This is a genomic window from Silvimonas sp., assembly GCF_031291215.1.
In the GTDB taxonomy this organism is placed as follows: Bacteria; Pseudomonadota; Gammaproteobacteria; order Burkholderiales; family Chitinibacteraceae; genus Silvimonas; species Silvimonas soli.
Window position 1 is genome coordinate 189165 of the sequence record NZ_JARLJK010000144.1, and the last position, 17259, is coordinate 206423.

Consider the following 17259-nt stretch of genomic DNA (forward strand, 5'->3'; position numbering starts at 1 on the left):
CTTTTTATATTGCTGCTGCGTATTCCAGCGCCAGGGTTAACGTGCCAGGGCCAGATCCAGCGCAGCGCGGTAATGGCGGGCGGCATCATCGTGGCGATCCAGCCGCTCCAGCAGTTCAGCCAGCTCGGCATGGACCACGGCAGTTTTTTCAACGGCCAGACATGCTTCCAGATAGTTTTGCGCCTTGCCCCACAAGCCACGCGCCCGGCACAAACGGCCCAGCGTCAGCAATAACTGGCTGTCTTCCGGATGTGAGGTGAGCCACGCTTCGGCTTGTTGCAGCTGGCCCACGCGGTCTTCAGCTGGCAAATCCAGCCGACCATAACGCTCGACCAGTTCGCTCGACCACCGTTTGCCCAGCGCATCTTCAATCACCGAACGTGCTTCGGTCGGTGCGCCTTGCTCGGCAAATTGATCCACCACAGCGGTGGTAATTTGCGGCAGCGCTTTGTCTTCCGCCGACAGTTTGGCCCACCAGTTTTTCAGCTCACGTCCGGCCAACGCATGGCTGGCCAGCAACGACAATAACGCCTGAGCCCGAATGCGTGCAGCCTGGGCCGCGTCCAGCGCATCGGTCTTGGCCAGTTGCTCGCACAGCCGCAAGATGGCTTGCGGATTGTCTTCACGCTGGCGCAAACGCAGTTCCAGGCGCATGGCGGCGGTCAGCTTGGGCGAAACGGCACGGGCCTCGGCAATGGCGGCATCGGCATCGGCATAACGACGCTCGTCCAGGTAAAGTTCGGCCATGGTCATGGCCAGCGCCAGATGCTGCGGCGACAGCTTTTGTTTGAGATCGGCAAAGTAGCGATCACGTTTGCCGAAATCACGCATGGCATGCGCCGCCCGCGCTGCCAGCAGGCCATTGACGGCAATGGCTTCATGATTGCGGCTGGCGGCAAACGCTTCTCCCGCCAGGCGTTCGGCGCGTTGATAGCGGCCTTCATGAAACGCAATGCGTGATTCGCGCTCCAGCTTGATCGAAGCGTCTTGTGCCTGGCGCTCACGATAGCGCTTTACGCGGACCGGCAAACCACCCAGCTCGCGCACCAGCCGTGTCACCGCATAAATCACGGCCACGGTGATTAGTACCAGCAAGATAAATACGTTGAGCGAGATTTCCACTCGCCACGGCGGCACAAACAGCAGGGCGTAACCGGTGTTCACTTGGGCAAACAAGGTGACGCCGACCGCCAAAGCAAACAGGGCAATCAACCAGACCAGAATTCTCACGGTTTGGTCCTTTCTGCAGCCTGGCGGGCAGTGCGGACAGCGGCAAGGCTGGCATCCAGCGTCGGCACACTTTGCGCGAGCGAGATCCGTGACAACTCATCCAGGCTCGCCTTGGTTTGCTGCACCGGCTTGGCCGTCTCATCAAAATACTGCTGCAGGTAATGGCTGACCGAAACCAGATCGGCGCGGAAGGCATTCTGGTCACGCGTCAGCAAGGACGTACGCGCATCCAGCAAACGTAGCTTCATGTTTTCGCGCAAGAAGAAGGTTTGATTGGCAGTCAGCAGCGCGGCATCAGGTTTATCCATGCGGCGAATCTGGATCAGCGTCTTCAGATCAGCCCACAATTCGGCGCCAAAGTTACCGGCCCAGTTGGAGCTGGCAGGCACAGTCTTGGGTTGTTCTGGCAGACGGTTTACGTCTACAGCCAGTGGCAATTGGTCCAGTTCATCAATCAGGCTGTTCAAACGCGCGGCGATGCCAACGGTATCCAGTGCGGGCAGGGTTTTGAGCCGGTCCATATCGCGGGTGACGGCCTGGCGCAGTGAAATCAGCTCGGGCTTGTTCAGCTCCTGCAGCTTGCGATCAGTGCTATCCAGCGCCGTCAGCGCCAACGCAACGCTGCCGGACAATTGCAGTTGCTGGCTGGCATAGGTGAGATTCTGTTCAATCTCGGCCAGTGAGCGCTGGGTGTCTGTGCGGGTGAGCGCGTCGTACATGGTGGTGAGCGAGGCCTGCTGGCTCTGCGCTTCGGCTTCTTTTGCCGACACCAGGGCAATTTGCTGCTGCACAGTGTGCAGTTGCAGTTGTGCCGCCGCGTTGGCCGCTTGCGCTTGTTCGGCGCGCAGGGTTTGCTGTTCAACTTGCTGCGCCAGGCTGGCCTTGAGCACATCCACCTGATGCTGTTGATGCAGCCACACGCCACCAGCCGCCAGAATGGCGACGATAGCGAGCAACACACCCGGTTGTGAAATGGCAAAGCGGCGGCGCGGCTTTGGCGTTTTTGTCAGCGCTGCCGACAGGGAGTCTTGGTCCTGGTTCATGGCGTCCTGTTGAAATGACGGCACAGCGAAGTCACGATGCCAGCATCACCCGCGTCGGTGGCAACCAGTTGCGTGGCGCCATGTTCTGCCAGTGCGGCAGCGATCCGCGGGTGCGGCGTGAAATATAAAAGGGATTGTAGCCGCTGGATGTGGTCGGCTCCAAATCGGGTGAACAGATAATGGGCGGCTTCGGAGCTGGAAACAATGACACCATCGCATCCCGCCGCCAGTTGCTGGCCCAGCTGCACCGCATCAAACGCCGGGGGCAAGCGCCGGTAAGCCGCGATTTTTTCCAGCTGCGCGCCACGATCCTGCAACCCTTGCGGCAAGATATCGCGTCCGCCATCGCCTCTGAACAACATGACTCTTTGCCCGCTCAGCTGCGCCAGACGCGGTTCCGCCAGCAAGCCTTCACTATCAAACTTTTCCGCCGGTGCAATGACATCGGCAATACCGTACTCGCGTGCCCGCTGCACACTGCCCGGCCCGACCACCGCGACCGGCACATGCGACGGCCACGCGCCTTGCAAACGGGCAAATACGGCATCCAGCGCCGAAGGGCTGACAAACACCGCCAGGTCTAGCTGCGCCAAACGCATCAGTGCGTCGTCCAGTGTGACCAGGTCAAGCGGCGGGGCGATTTCCAGCAGCGGCAAACTCACCGCGTGCGCTTCTTGCGCTTCTAACAGTGCAATCAGCGCCAGTGCTTGCGTGGCGGGCCGGGTGACCCAGATCCGCTTGCCTGCCAGCGATGTCATCGGATCAGTCTTGGGCCGCATCGGCCAACGCGGTGAGAATTTCGGCCGCGCCTTCCGTCAGCAGCAAATCGGCCACCTGCAGACCCAAGCCATCGGCCGCAGCCCGTGAGCCATTGGATTCGGCGTAAACAATGTCGCTGCCATCCGGATTGGCCACAAAGCCGCGCAGCCGCAAGAAGCCATCGTCATCTTCCGCAAACGCGCCCAGCGGCACCTGGCAAGAACCACCCAGACGCCGCGATAGGGAACGTTCAGCCTTCACACACGCGGCAGATGCCGCATCATTCAACGGCGCCAGCAGCGCTTTCAGATCATCCCGCCCGGCGAGAATCTCAATACCCAGGGCACCCTGACCTGGCGCAGGCAAGCTGTCTTCCGCACTCAGCGTTTCGCGAATCCGCTGGTTAAAGCCCAGGCGCTTGAGCCCCGCTGCGGCAAGGATGATGGCGTCGTATTCACCGGCATCCAGTTTGCCCAGACGTGTTCCCAGATTGCCGCGCAGCGGTTTGATCACCAAGTGCGGAAAGCGCGCGCGCAGCTGGCTTTCCCGACGCAGGCTGGATGTCCCAACCACTGCGCCATCGGGCAAATCCGCCAGGCAGCTGTATTTGTTGGAAACAAACGCGTCGAACGGGTCTTCACGCGTAGTGATGGCCGCGATATCAAAGCCTTCCGGCAACACCATCGGCACATCTTTCATGGAATGCACGGCCAGATCGGCTCGGCCTTCTTCCAGCGCGGTTTCCAGTTCTTTAACGAACAAGCCCTTGCCGCCGATCTTGTTGAGCGTGCGATCCAGGATGCGGTCGCCCTGAGTGGTCATACCCAGCAACTCCACAACCAGACCGGGATATAGCGCTTGCAGGCGGTCACGAACGTGATGGGCCTGCCACAAGGCAAGCGGGCTCTCACGAGTGGCAATAACAAGGCGGGCGGGTGCGGCTGCAGTCATGGCGTGCATCAAGTTCGGGGGAAACCGCCATTCTAACGCGTAGTTAAAGCCAGACGGCGGCCGCAACCGGGAAATATGCCCGCGAACGAATCAGCCCAAATCGTTCGGCCCGATCAACGACAGGTCAAAATCAATATCCTGCCACTGCTGGGGCGCGGACAGAACCGGCGGGACCTGAGCCTGTTCAACAGGCGCCCGACGGCGCAACAACATGAATAGCGCCCCCGCAACCAGCATCGCCAATGCGCTCCATTGCAGGATGCTCGATAACAAACCGGAGGCCTCATCGGCTAATGCAAATGGCCAGAATGTCCCGGTGTCTGGCTTCTGGATCATGGGTGCTGCCCTGTCCGCCACGGCAGGTATCGCCCGCGCCTGCACGGTGCCACGCCATTGCCGTTCCAGCAGCGTCATACGCAACTCAAGCGCATTTTTGTCCCGCCGCAATTGCGCCAGCGAGGCATCCAGTTGCGGCGATGAAACGGCAGGCGGCAGCGCTGCCGGGTCTGAAAGCCGGCCATCCAGCATCAGAGGTATCCGTTGTTCACCAACGTATACCTCCTCATCCGCTTGCGCCGTTCCACCGGTGCCCACACAGCCCAGCAGAACGATGCTTATCATTAGCAGCCGAAGCCTCCCGGTCGCTTGAGCAGCGTTTCTTTGCATGTTGTCGCGATCCAATAGCCCAGCGGGCTGACAATAATTGCAAGCCGACCAGTTTATTGAGGCGAGGAACCGTTTCCTATAAGAATGCGCCTATTCAAAGCAGGATGTGTCGGAGGTCTGGATTCTGAACGGGCAGACTTAGTGTGCTTCTTCCCAGTTCATACCTACCCCTGTATCGGCCACCAGCGGCACTTTCAGGCTGGCGACACTGGCCATCACTTTCGGCAATTCGGTGCGGACCAGCTCCAGTTCGGCATCTGGCACTTCCAGGATCAGCTCATCGTGCACCTGAAGCACCAGTTTTGATGCCAAGCCATCGCGCTCCAGCCAGCCTTGCACCGCCAACATGGCCAGTTTGATCAGGTCGGCCGCTGTACCTTGCATCGGCGCGTTAATGGCGGCGCGTTCGGCACCGGCGCGGCGCATCGGATTAGCTGCTTTGATTTCCGGCAGCCACAAGCGGCGACCAAACACCGTTTCAACAAAACCGACGCGCTTGGCTTCAGCGCGAGTGCGTTCCATATACGCCGCCACGCCCGGGAAGCGACCAAAGTAGCGATCAATATAGTTCTGCGCCGCGCTGCGTTCGATTTCCAGCGATTGCGCCAGGCCAAACGCGCTCATGCCGTAAATCAGGCCAAAGTTGATGGTCTTGGCGTAGCGACGTTGTTCGGAACTCACTTCCAGCGGCGTCACGCCAAATACTTCCGCTGCGGTGGCGCGGTGAATATCCTGGCCTTCCGCAAAGGCCCTGAGCAACGCAGCATCACCCGACAAATGCGCCATGATGCGCAATTCAATTTGCGAGTAATCGGCCGAAACCAGGTGATGACCCGGCGGCGCAATAAATGCCTCGCGAATCTTGCGACCCTCTGCCGTGCGCACCGGAATATTCTGCAGATTGGGGTCAGTAGAACTCAGCCGCCCGGTGACCGCCACCGTCTGGTTAAAGCTGGTATGCACGCGCCCGGTTTGCGGGTTCACCATCAACGGCAGTTTGTCGGTGTAGGTGGATTTGAGCTTGGACAGCGAGCGATGCTCCAGCAGCACCTTGGGCAGCGGAAAATCCTTGGCCAGCTCTTGCAGCACATCTTCATCGGTCGACGGCGCGCCTTTTGGGGTTTTCTTGATGACAGGCAGCTTCAGTTGCTCAAAGAAAATCTCCCCAATCTGCTTGGGGCTGCCCAGATTGAACGGCTGCCCAGCCAGCACGTAGGCTTCTTTTTCCAGTTCGAGCAAACGCAGGCCGATCTCATGACTCTGTTTATTGAGCTTGGGGCCATCCAGCAAAATGCCGTTGCGCTCCATGCGGTACAGCACTTCGCGCACCGGGAACTCGATTTCGCGGTAGAGCTTGTCCAGTTTGGGCAGTTCAGCCAGCCGGGCATGCAACGAATGCGCCAGCCGCAAAGTGATGTCGGCATCTTCTGCTGCGTAGGCCGTGGCGGCTTCAACGCCGACTTCTTCAAAGCCAATCTGTTTGGCGCCTTTGCCGCAGATGTCTTCAAACTTGATGGTGGTTTCGCCCAGCTCACGTTCGGCCAGGTCGTCCATATTGTGGCGTTCGTGGCTGGCCAGCACGTAGGACATCAGCATGGTGTCATCGGTAATGCCACGCAACGTTACGCCGTGATTGGTAAATACGTGTTGGTCGTACTTGAGGTTCTGGCCAAGCTTCTTGTGTTCAGCCGATTCCAGCCACGGCTTGAGCAGCGCCAGCGTGGCATCAAACGGCAGTTGATCGGGCGCGTCGGTGCCGCGATGCGCCAGCGGCAGATAGGCGGCTTCGCCCGGCGTGACCGAGAACGACATGCCAACGATGCGTGCCTGCATCGGATCAAGGCTGGTGGTTTCGGTATCGACCGAAGCCACGTCAGCAGCGGTCAGTTTGGCCAGCCAGTTTTGCAATTGTTCGTTGGTCAGAATGGCTTCGTAGTTGCGTTCCAGCTTGCCAGCGGCTGGTGCCGCAACGCCGTCCGCGTTTGCCGGTGCATCACCGCCCGTGTCGCCCGCTGCCAGCTTTTCTTCAGCCTCACGCAACCAGGTACGGAAGTTATAGCGACGGAACAGCGCTTCCAGTTCTACCCAGTTGGCCGCACGCGGCGTCAGATCGGGCAGCGCGTTGGGCAATTCCTGGGTCAGATCGACATCGCATTTGATGGTGACCAGCGCTTTGGCCGTGGGCAGCCACTCCAGCGAAGTGCGCAGGTTCTCACCGACCACGCCGCCAATTTTGTCGGCGTTGGCGACGATGTTATCCAGCGTCTGGTATTCGGCCAGCCACTTGGCGGCAGTCTTCGGGCCGACTTTAGGCACGCCCGGCACGTTGTCGACGGTATCGCCAATCAGCGAAAGGTAGTCAACGATCTGATCCGGGCGCACGTTGAATTTGTTGAAGACACCAGCTTCATCCAGCACTTCTTCGGTCATCGAGTTTTCGATGCGCACGCAATCATTGACCAGCTGCGCCATGTCTTTGTCGCCGGTAGACATGATGGTTTCAATACCTTGAGCACACGCCATGACGGCCAATGTGCCGATCACATCGTCGGCCTCAACCCCTTCAATACACAGAATTGGCACACCAAAAGCGCGTACTGCCGCGTGTATGGGTTCTACCTGCACTCGCAACTCGTCGGGCATCGACGGGCGGTTGGCTTTGTATTCGACGTAAATATCGTCGCGAAACGTTTTGCCCTTGGCATCAAACACGCAGGCGATGTAATCGGCGGGAGTGGTCTGGCGCAATTTGCGCAGCATGTTCACAAAACCGTAGATGGCATTGGTGGGGGTGCCGTCCGGTGCCGACAGTTCGCGAATCGCGTGAAAGGCGCGGTAAAGATAAGACGAACCGTCAATGAGCAAAAGCTTAGGCATCAGGGGAAACCCTCTATACTGAAAAAAAGCGGCGGCGCCTCGCGGCCCGGGAAGAGTCTCTAACCAGAACGGTTTTTGGTAGCGACTCTATCTAAAATCCACCACTTGAAAAGAAGCCACCATGAGCCTCAAAGATAAAGTGCCCACACTGGTTGAGAGCGCAGTTCACGCCGACATTCATGCCTGGCGCGCGCGCGAATCATGGCGCGTATTCGAAATCATGGCAGAGTTTGTCGAAGCCGCCGAAAGGCTGCAACCGATACAGCCTGCGGTGTCGATCTTTGGCTCTGCCCGCATCCCGCCAGATCATCCGTATTATAAGCTGACCGAGCAAGTTGCCCGTTTGCTATCGGATGCCGGTTTTTCGGTCATCTCCGGCGGCGGCCCGGGCATTATGGAGGCGGCCAATAAAGGCGCGTTTTACGGCAAAAGCCCATCGGTGGGCCTCAATATCCAGCTGCCTCACGAACAAGGCGGGAACCCCTATCAGGATGTCAGCCAGAGTTTTCGGCACTTTTTCGCCCGCAAAGTCATGTTCGTGAAACACGCTACAGCGTATGTTGTGATGCCCGGCGGGTTTGGCACGCTGGACGAACTCACCGAAGCGCTCACTCTCATTCAGACTGGCAAGTCACGCAAGATTCCGATCATTCTGGTCGGTGCCGCGTTTTGGAGTGGCTTGGTGGATTGGTTCCGCACCACGCTGGTTAACGAAAAAATGATCGCCGCCGCCGATATGCACCTGATTCAGTTGATTGATGACCCGGCTGCCATTGTGACGGCTATCTTTGATTATTACGAAACGCGCGGCTTTGAGATGTCGCCGGCTGAACGCGAAATGCAATTCAGCCTCTAAGCGAATACGTGCACCACACAAATATAAAGGAGACCTGCTCATGCGTTTCACTACCCTGTTTGCCGGCTTGATGCTGGTGGCAGGCCTGGCTCAGGCTGCCGCCCCCGACAACAACCGCGAGCCGGAAGGCCCGCCGCCGCCGCCGATGCCCGCAACCGATTCGCCAGCGGCACCCGAACCCGAAGTGACCATCGTTGAAAAAGCCGATGCCACCATTTCCGAGTACCGCATGAAGGGCAAGCTGTACATGATGCGCGTGGTGCCCAAGGTGGGCGCGCCGTATTACCTGATTGATCGCGAAGGCAATGGCCGCTTCTCGCAACTGGCCGATAATGGCGGCGATAACCTGTCCCCGCCACGCTGGGTTTTGCTGGAGTGGTAACAATCCATCCTTAACGCCGGGTTTTGATTGAATTCTGATCGCGCCTTTGAAACAATGCCCGGCGTCGGCCAACCCACCAGAAGAAATGAAGCGCTATGTCTGTATTCACCACCGTTACGCCGGATGAGCTGGCGCCATTTCTGAAACGCTATTCGATCGGGCAACTGGTCGAACTCAAAGGTATTGCGGCCGGGGTGACCAATACCAATTATTTCGTCACCACCACGCATGGCCGTTACGTATTGACGCTGTTCGAGACGCTGCAAGCTGAAGAGCTGCCGTTCTACGTCAATCTGCTGGCACATCTGGCGCATCACGGCATTGCCGTGGCCGCGCCGATCGCCAATCTGGACGATCAATATATCGATACGCTCAATGGCCGCCCCACCTTGCTGGTGACCTGCGTACCCGGTGGCGTTGCCGAAACTCCCAATGAAGCCCAGTGCGCCCAAGTCGGCGAAATGCTGGCGCAAATGCATCTGGCCAGCCGCAGCTATGGCGGCTACATGAAAAACCCGCGCGGCGTGCAATGGTGGGCCGATACCGCTGCGGCTGTTGATGAATTCCTTGCCCCGGCCGACGCTGCACTGCTGCGCGCTGAAGTGGCGCTGCAACAGTCACAGGACTATCGCAGCTTGCCCGCTGGCGTGGTGCATGCCGATCTGTTCCGCGACAACGTATTGATGGATGGCGATCGGGTTGGCGGCTTTATCGACTTTTACTACGCGTGCAATGACGCCCTGTTGTACGACGTCGCCATTGCACTGAATGATTGGTGCGCGCTGGCGGATGGCGAAATCGACCCAGTACGCGCCCGTGCCTTGCTGCGCGGTTATCAGGGTGTGCGGCCGTTTGTGGCAGAAGAAATCGCCGCGTGGCCCGTTATGCTGCGCGGCGCGGCGCTGCGCTTCTGGACGTCCCGACTGCTTGATTTCTACAAACCCGCTGCCGGTGAAATGACCTTCGCCAAAGATCCGACACACTTCCAGCGGGTGATTCAGCAGCACACCGGGCGCCAGGATTTCTGGCTCAATTGATCAGGCCGTAGCGCATCGAGATAAAAAGTAGGGTGTGCATTCATGCGCACCATGCAAGTCGGACTCTAGTTGAACGCGTTCGCACGCTAAGCGTGCAAACCCTACTACTTATCTACTGACTATAACTGGCGCATTAATGTCATTTTCAGAATCACTCCACCAGCTGCGCCCGGACCTGTTGCGCTACGCCCGCTATCAGCTGGGCGACGACACAACCGCCGAGGATGTCGTCCAGGAAACGTTGCTAGCCGCGCTGGAAAAACCTGACTCGTACAGCGGGCAATCCAGCCTGCGTACCTGGGTTACAGCTATTCTCAAGTTCAAGGTGATCGACGCCCAACGCCGCCGGTATCGCGACCCGGTGCTGGTCAATCCGCATCTGGATGAAGAAAACGATCTCTCTGATTTCGACAATATGTTTGATCGCACCGGCCACTGGGGCAGCGATGGCCCGCGCCACTGGGCGCATCCGGACGCCAGCTTGCAGGACAAACAGTTCTGGAGCACGTTTGAGGCCTGCCGCAAGAACATGCCCGCCCGTACGGCGTTGGTGTTCTGTTTGCGAGAAATTACCGGTCTTGAGATTGAAACAATCTGTCAGCAATTAGAGATCACCGCGACTAACTGTTCTGTACTGCTTTATCGCGCCCGCATGGCGTTGCGGTTGTGCTTGCAGAAAAACTGGTTTGACGAGGCCACCGAATGATCACACCGGCCAACAAGGAGTTCGCTTAATGCTGGGAGCCTGCAAACAGGCCAGCCGCCTGCTGTCCAAAGCGCAAGACTTGCCACTGACTTTTGGCGAGCGGCTGCAGCTGCGCTTTCATCTGAGCCTGTGCGACAAATGCCGCAATTTCTCGCGCCAGCTGCAAATGCTGCGCCGTATCGCCCGCCAAGGTAGCGAGCGGACCGAGTCTGACCCTACGTTATAACCGCGCCTTCAAGCCGTATTCCCGATAGAGAAGTCCCGCCATGTCGCATCCGTTACTCGCTGAACTCGCTACTTTCCTCGACGCTGCCGGCATCCTCACCGGGCCTGCCACCGAGGGCTACATGATCGACGGGCGGCGGCGCTATCACGGCCAGAATCTGGCGGTATTGCGCCCGCGTTCTACCGAGGAAATCGCCGCCGTGGTCAAAGCCTGTGCCCGGCACGGCGTGGCGATGGTGCCGCAGGGCGGCAATACCAGCCTGTGCGGCGGTGCGACGCCCGACGAAAGCGGCCACGCGGTCGTCATCAGCATGGAGCGCATGAACCGCGTGCTGAGCGTCGATGAAGGCAACAACACCATTACCGCCGAAGCGGGGGCCATCATCGCCGATGTGCAAATGGCCGCGCTCAACGCCAAGCGCTTGTTCCCGGCCGATTGGGGCGCCAAGGGTTCGGCGCGCGTCGGCGGCGCTTTGGGCACTAATGCGGGCGGCCTGAATGTGCTGCGCTACGGCAATATGCGCGAGCTGACGCTCGGGCTGGAGGTGGTGCTGGCCGATGGCCGCATCTGGAACGGCTTGCGCGGCCTGCGCAAAGACAATACTGGTTATGACCTCAAACAGTTGTTCATTGCCTCTGAAGGCACGTTAGGCATCATTACCCGCGCTACCTTCAAGCTGTTCCCGTTACCCACCGCGCAATCCACCGCGCTGGTGCCAGTGACCAATCCGCAAGGTGCAGTCGATTTGTTGCGCGGTTTGCAGCATGAACTCGGTGACCGGATTACTTCGTTCGAGCTGATCTCGCAGCGCTGCTGGGAACTGCTGGCGCAATACTGCCCCGAACTACCCAAGCCATTTGCCGAGCTGCCGCAATGGACTGTGCTGGTGGAGGTTTCCGACGGCGGTGCGGATGAACATTTGCTGGATCGTTTCGCTGAAGCGTTGATCGCCCTGGGTGGCGACGACGCGCTGATTGCGCAAAGCCGCAGCGATGCCGAAGATTTCTGGCAACTGCGGGAGGCCATTCCCGAAGCGCAAAAGCGCAAAGGCGTGAGCATCAAGCAGGATATCGGCGTCCCGACTTCGGCTTTCCCGCAGTTTCTGGTTGAGGCGCAAGCGGCCCTCAAAAGCGAGTTTGCCGAAGCTGACATCATTGCCTTTGGCCACTTGGGCGATGGCAATCTGCATTACAACGTATTCATGCAGGATGTCACCAAGGCTGCCTATGCGCACGAGCCCAGAATTAATGAACTGGTCTACGCGGTGGTACAGCGGCACAATGGCACCATCTCGGCCGAGCACGGCATTGGTCAGCTCAAACGCAACCTGCTGCCGCATTTTCGCAGTGACGTGGAAATGGCGCTGATGCATGACATCAAGCGTGCGCTCGACCCAAACAATTTGATGAATCCCGGCAAGTTGCTCGCGGACTGATCCTTACCGGGATCAACGCGGCGGGCGACTCAATCCAACCCATCCTCTTTGGTGCCCGCATGCTCACGCTCTCCACCGCTTTTGATTCCGGTGCAATTGAAACTATTTCACTGGAAGATCACGCCAATATCCGTTTGAACCTGCGCGCGGATAACGCCTCTGCCTTCAAGCAATGGTTCCACTTCCGCTTGTCTGGCACCGCGTTTCGCGAATGCGTGATGCACATTGAAAACGCCGGGCAATCGGCTTATCCAGGCGGCTGGGATGGCTACGCCGCACGCGCCTCATATGACGGCATTGAATGGTTCTGCGTACCGACCGAATACGAAAACGGCGTGCTGACCATTCGCCACCAGCCGCAACGTGACACGGTTTACTACGCGTACTTCGAGCCGTATTCGTGGGAGCGTCATCTGCAAATGCTCGGCCACGCCCAGATTTCGCCCGATTGCGTGATCCGTGAACTTGGTCAGACTGTCGATGGTCGCCCGCTGGACATGCTGCGCATCGGTACGCCGGAACCGGGCAAGAAAACCATCTGGATCACTGCCCGCCAGCATCCAGGCGAGAGCATGGCCGAATGGTGTGCCGAAGGCGTTATCGGCACCTTGCTCGATACCCAGCACGCCGTGGGCCGGACCTTGCTCAATAAAGCCGTGTTTTACATTGTTCCCAATATGAACCCGGATGGCTCGGTACGCGGCAATCTGCGCACCAACGCGGCTGGCACCAACCTGAATCGTGCGTGGCAAGCCCCGAGCATGGAAACCAGCCCTGAGGTGTTTCTGGTTCGCCAGGCCATGCAGGAAACCGGCGTGGATGCGTTCTTTGACATGCACGGCGACGAAAGCATTCCGCACAACTTTGTGGCTGGCTGTGAAGACAACCCTTCGTTCTCGGCACATCAACGCGCGCTGCAAGACGCCTTCAAAACCTTGTGGGTGGCGGTCTCACCAGATTTCCAGACCGAGTACGGCTACGGCGATAGCCAGTTTGGCCCGGAGACCCTGACGCTAGCCACCAACTGGGTCGGCGATCATTTTGGTTGCTTGGCTTTTACTCTGGAAATGCCGTTCAAAGACACGGCCAATCACCCAGAGCCCGACGTAGGCTGGAATGGTGAGCGCAGCATGCAACTGGGCGTTTCCATGCTGACAGCACTCAATGGAGTGATTGATCGCCTGCGTTAAATACTTCCCACGCCACTGCGCGAAACGCAGCAAATAAAAAAGGCACGCCGTAGCGTGCCTTTTTTGATCAATCCCCGGCAATCAAGCCATGGCTGGTTCAAGCGCGTCTTTCATCTTTTGCAGCGCCTTGGCTTCAATCTGGCGAATCCGCTCTGCCGAAACACCAAATTCGGCGGCCAGTTCATGCAGCGTAGTGCTGCCATCGTCACCGAGCCAGCGCGCTTCGATAATGCGGCGGCTACGTGCGTCCAGCGTACCCAAGGCTTGCTGCAGCCCTTCCGATTGCAGATTGTCGTAGGCGCGGCGTTCGATCTGGCGAACTGGTTCGTTTTCGCTATCAGCCAGCCAGTCGATTGGTGCGTAACCGTCGTCGTCCCCGTCGTCCGCCATCAAGGCCACATCCTGGCCAGTCATGCGGGTTTCCATTTCGAGGACTTCTTCCGGCTTCACGCCCAGGTCTTCGGCAATCACTTGCGCTTGCGCTTGAGTCAACGCGGAAAAACCGGTTTTCTTGGAACGCAGGTTGAAGAACAGCTTGCGCTGGGCTTTGGTGGTGGCAATACGCACCAGACGCCAGTTGCGCAAAATGTACTCATGAATCTCGGCTTTGATCCAGTGCACGGCAAACGAGAACAGGCGCACGCCACGGCTCGGCTCGAACCGCTTCACAGCCTTCATCAGGCCAATATTGCCTTCCTGTACCAGGTCTGCCTGCTGCAAACCGTAACCGGCATAACCACGCGCAATGGAAACCACTACGCGCAGATGGGACATCACCAACTGGCCGGCGGCTTCCAGGTCGTTGTCATTGCGGTAGCGGTTGGCCAGATCAATTTCCTGCTCATGAGTGAGCATGGGCACGGCATTGACACGCTGAATGTAGCTCTCAATGCTGTCGCCACCAGTGATGACCGGCAATGCAACGCTATCTACCATGAATATTCTCCTGTGTTGCTCTGCGTCGTTTCAAACGACGACGCTAGATATTAGCACTCCATCCCTCAGAGTGCTAACGATGCAAAAAGTTCTTATGAATTCAAGCACAGAAGAATCATTGTTGCACGGCAATATTTTCAATCTACCCGATAGGCTAGACCAATCGGTCGCCTCAACCGACAGGCGGCAGCGCCAGGTTAGTGAAATTGCCGCAGATGGCGGCCGACTGCCAGCGACGCGCCCAACAGGCATAGCAGTGTGGTCACCACCAAGGTCACCACCACCACGCGCCAATCTGCCAGCGCCAGACTGAATTGCTGACCATAGCTGCGTGCCAGCGCTTCAACCGCTGGGTTCAGCCAGGTGCGGGCGCCCCAGACAATCGCGCAAGCCAGCAAGCCGCCCAGTACGCCCTGCATCGCCGCAAAATAAACAAACGGACGGCGGATAAAGGTATCGGTTGCGCCAATCAGCTTGGCCACCTCGATTTCATCGCGACGGGTCAGAATCTGCAGCCGGATCGCGTTGCCGGTAATAAGTACCAAAGCGACGGCCAGCAACACCAGAATGATCTGCAACAGGCCTTTACCCACGGCAATTAGCTGCTGCAACCGCCGCGCCCAGGCTGAATCAAGCTGCACCTGATCCACGCCAGAACTGGCGGTGAGTTCTTTTTGCAAAGCTTCTAGCGCTTCTGGCGAGGCATCGGTATGCGCGGTAAGGACAAAGGCATCGGGCAACGGATTATCAGTGAGCCCGGCCAGCAAATCGCCACTGCCCACACTGGCTTGCATCTGTTTGAGGGCCTCGTCTTTACCAATAAAGCGCACGCCTGCCAGCCGCGTATCCGCCTGCAAATGTTGCTTGAGTGTGTTGATCTCGTCCGCTGTGACCGAAGTGCGCAAATAGACGGATAACTGCGGTTCCACCGGCAACTTGCCGATGACGCCTTGGGCGCTGGCAATCAGCAGATAAAACCCAAGCGGGAAGGCCGCTGCAATGGCGATCACCAACAGATTGAGCAAGCTGGACAGCGGCGCACGGACAATGCCGCCGAGCGTGCGTTGAAAAGCGATCCAGTTCAGGCGTATCCAGTGTTTCATGCGTGCGCCACCTTATGCGGAGAACTGGCCGTTTTTCAGGCGCAGGATGCGGCGACCATAGTCGGCCATGAGCGTTTCATCGTGGGCGGAAATAACCAGCGTCACGCCCACCTGGTGAAACGACTTGAACAATTCGAGGATGTCGTTGGCGTAATCGCGATCCAGATTGGCGGTGGGTTCATCGGCCAGCAGGATGGAGGGGCGGTGCACCACGGCGCGGGCAATGCACAAGCGTTGCTGCTCGCCACCCGACAGACTCACCGGGTTGAGGGCATCTTTGCCAGACAGACCAACTTTATCCAGCGCGGCCTGCACACGGCGTTTGGCTTCGCGGTGATCAAAGCCGATGATATCCAGCGGCAGGCGCACGTTTTCAAACACGCTGCGGTCGTAGAGGATTTTGTGATCTTGAAAAATCAGCCCGATATGGCGGCGGGTATACGGCATGGACGCGCGGCGCATGCGCGCCAGGTTCTGGCCGTTCACCAGTACCGCGCCCTGGGTTGGGCGCTCGATACCGGCAATGAGCTTGAGCAAGGTGGATTTACCTGCGCCCGAATGGCCAGCCAGAAAGACGAGTTCGCCATCCTGGATTTCAAAACTGAGTTGTTTGACGGCATCAAAGCCGCCGGGGTATCGCTTGGTGACTTGCTGGAACTGGATCATGCGCCGTCCGTTATCAGGGTAACCATGCCGCGGGGACCGGATATATCAATCGTCAATCAAACAACGCATCAACATAATCCTTCGCCACAAACGGGCGCAGATCGTCGATGGTTTCACCTACACCAATAAAGCGGATCGGCACTGGCCGTTGCTTGGCAATCGCCGCAATCACGCCGCCCTTGGCGGTGCCGTCCAGCTTGGTCAGCACCAGCCCCGTCAGGCCCAGCGCATCGTCAAAGGCTTTGACCTGGCTGACTGCATTCTGGCCGGTATTGGCGTCGATCACCAACATGATTTCATGCGGACCAGTCGGGTCTGCTTTTTGCACCACACGCTTCACCTTTTTGATTTCTTCCATCAGGTTCAGCTGAGTCGGCAGGCGGCCGGCGGTATCGACAATGATCACATCACACTGGCGGGCGCGGGCGGCGTTGACCGCATCGAACGCCACCGCTGCGGCATCGCCGGATGCCTGGGAGATCACCTGCACGCCATTGCGCTCGCCCCAGACCACCAGTTGTTCGCGTGCCGCAGCGCGGAAGGTATCACCGGCCGCCAGCAGCACACTATGGCCCTGGCCCTGGAAGTACTTGGCCAGTTTGCCGATGCTGGTGGTTTTACCGGCGCCGTTAACACCGGCAACCATCAAGATAAAAGGTTTTTGCGGAGTGATAACCAGCGGCTGTTCCAGCGGCTGAATCAGTTCAAGCAACGCTTCTTTCAGCGCCTGGCGCAATTCGGAAGCGTCTTTCAGGCCACGCAGCGACACCCGGTCGCGCACATCTTTCAGCAGCGTATTGGTAGCCTCCACGCCCATATCGGCGGTAAGCAACACGGTTTCCAGCTCTTCATACAACTCTTCATCGATCTGGCCGCCGCCAAACAAGCCAGCCAGATTCTTGCTCAGCGAATCCCGGGTTTTGGCCAGACCGGCCTTCAGCCGCTCTGCCCAAGACATTTTGGGCTTTTCTTGCGGTTGCGGTTGCGGCGGTTCCGGTGCCGGAACAGGCACTTCGACCGCTACAATGGCTTCCGGGGCGATGACAACGTCAATTGGCGCCGTAGCAGGCGGCTCGACGGGCTCAAGCGGCGTGGATACCGGTTCGGCAACAGGTGTTGTCGGGTCGGTTTTGGGTTTCTTGCGGAAAAAATCGAACATAGGTGTTTGCGTCGCGTCGCCAATGGCGGAAAATATC

At 58.5% G+C, this 17259-nt stretch carries 17 protein-coding genes; 7 read left to right on the forward strand and 10 right to left on the reverse strand.

The annotated features are described in order from the left end of the window. Window positions 1-36 precede the first annotated feature (36 nt). The 6 genes from P4L78_RS20145 to polA form a co-directional block, all read right to left on the reverse strand. Window positions 37-1230, reverse strand: a complete 1194-nt coding sequence (locus P4L78_RS20145; RefSeq protein WP_283151294.1) for a heme biosynthesis HemY N-terminal domain-containing protein — start codon at window positions 1228-1230, stop codon at window positions 37-39. Beyond that, window positions 1227-2273, reverse strand: coding sequence for a uroporphyrinogen-III C-methyltransferase (locus P4L78_RS20150; protein ID WP_309330282.1), 1047 nt, complete (start codon window positions 2271-2273; stop codon window positions 1227-1229). Before P4L78_RS20150 ends, P4L78_RS20145 begins: the two co-directional genes overlap by 4 nt. Further along, complete coding sequence (locus P4L78_RS20155; RefSeq protein WP_309330284.1) at window positions 2270-3031, reverse strand: uroporphyrinogen-III synthase; 762 nt, start codon at window positions 3029-3031, stop codon at window positions 2270-2272. Before P4L78_RS20155 ends, P4L78_RS20150 begins: the two co-directional genes overlap by 4 nt. Before the next feature lie 4 nt (window positions 3032-3035). After that, window positions 3036-3983: a hydroxymethylbilane synthase gene (gene hemC, locus P4L78_RS20160; RefSeq protein WP_309330286.1), complete on the reverse strand. Its 948-nt coding sequence runs from the start codon at window positions 3981-3983 to the stop codon at window positions 3036-3038. 90 nt (window positions 3984-4073) lie between these two features. Then, complete coding sequence (locus P4L78_RS20165; protein ID WP_309330288.1) at window positions 4074-4604, reverse strand: hypothetical protein; 531 nt, start codon at window positions 4602-4604, stop codon at window positions 4074-4076. Between the two features lie 183 nt (window positions 4605-4787). Beyond that, window positions 4788-7526 carry a DNA polymerase I gene (gene polA, locus P4L78_RS20170; RefSeq protein ID WP_309330290.1) on the reverse strand — a complete coding sequence of 913 codons (2739 nt, stop codon included), beginning with the start codon at window positions 7524-7526 and terminating at the stop codon, window positions 4788-4790. Window positions 7527-7647: 121 nt separating this feature from the next. Between polA and P4L78_RS20175 the strand changes: the two genes are divergently transcribed. The 7 genes from P4L78_RS20175 to P4L78_RS20205 all read left to right on the forward strand — a co-directional run bounded on the left by P4L78_RS20175 (window position 7648) and on the right by P4L78_RS20205 (window position 13358). After that, window positions 7648-8382: a TIGR00730 family Rossman fold protein gene (locus P4L78_RS20175; protein WP_283151300.1), complete on the forward strand. Its 735-nt coding sequence runs from the start codon at window positions 7648-7650 to the stop codon at window positions 8380-8382. Between the two features lie 40 nt (window positions 8383-8422). Then, window positions 8423-8764 carry a DUF2782 domain-containing protein gene (locus P4L78_RS20180; protein WP_283151301.1) on the forward strand — a complete coding sequence of 114 codons (342 nt, stop codon included), beginning with the start codon at window positions 8423-8425 and terminating at the stop codon, window positions 8762-8764. A gap of 95 nt (window positions 8765-8859) precedes the next feature. Beyond that, a complete protein-coding gene (locus P4L78_RS20185) occupies window positions 8860-9801 on the forward strand; it encodes a homoserine kinase (RefSeq protein ID WP_309330292.1) in 942 nt (313 codons plus the stop codon). Between the two features lie 136 nt (window positions 9802-9937). Continuing rightward, on the forward strand, window positions 9938-10507 hold the full coding sequence (locus P4L78_RS20190) for a sigma-70 family RNA polymerase sigma factor (RefSeq protein ID WP_283151303.1): 570 nt from the start codon (window positions 9938-9940) through the stop codon (window positions 10505-10507). Between the two features lie 28 nt (window positions 10508-10535). Further along, entirely contained in the window at window positions 10536-10733 is a 198-nt protein-coding gene (locus P4L78_RS20195; protein ID WP_283151304.1) for a zf-HC2 domain-containing protein, read from the forward strand. Window positions 10734-10773: 40 nt separating this feature from the next. Continuing rightward, the gene (locus P4L78_RS20200; RefSeq protein ID WP_309330294.1) at window positions 10774-12168 is read left to right on the forward strand and encodes an FAD-binding oxidoreductase; all 1395 of its coding nucleotides are present in this window, start codon (window positions 10774-10776) and stop codon (window positions 12166-12168) included. 59 nt (window positions 12169-12227) lie between these two features. Then, entirely contained in the window at window positions 12228-13358 is a 1131-nt protein-coding gene (locus tag P4L78_RS20205; RefSeq protein ID WP_283151306.1) for a M14-type cytosolic carboxypeptidase, read from the forward strand. A gap of 81 nt (window positions 13359-13439) precedes the next feature. On the opposite strand, the gene rpoH is transcribed toward P4L78_RS20205, so the two are convergent. The 4 genes from rpoH to ftsY form a co-directional block, all read right to left on the reverse strand. After that, entirely contained in the window at window positions 13440-14294 is an 855-nt protein-coding gene (gene rpoH / locus P4L78_RS20210; protein WP_283151307.1) for an RNA polymerase sigma factor RpoH, read from the reverse strand. Between the two features lie 197 nt (window positions 14295-14491). Beyond that, a complete protein-coding gene (ftsX, locus tag P4L78_RS20215; protein ID WP_309330296.1) occupies window positions 14492-15397 on the reverse strand; it encodes a permease-like cell division protein FtsX in 906 nt (301 codons plus the stop codon). 12 nt (window positions 15398-15409) lie between these two features. Then, the gene (gene ftsE / locus P4L78_RS20220; protein ID WP_283151309.1) at window positions 15410-16063 is read right to left on the reverse strand and encodes a cell division ATP-binding protein FtsE; all 654 of its coding nucleotides are present in this window, start codon (window positions 16061-16063) and stop codon (window positions 15410-15412) included. 52 nt (window positions 16064-16115) lie between these two features. After that, window positions 16116-17222: a signal recognition particle-docking protein FtsY gene (ftsY, locus tag P4L78_RS20225; protein WP_309330299.1), complete on the reverse strand. Its 1107-nt coding sequence runs from the start codon at window positions 17220-17222 to the stop codon at window positions 16116-16118. Window positions 17223-17259 lie beyond the last annotated feature (37 nt).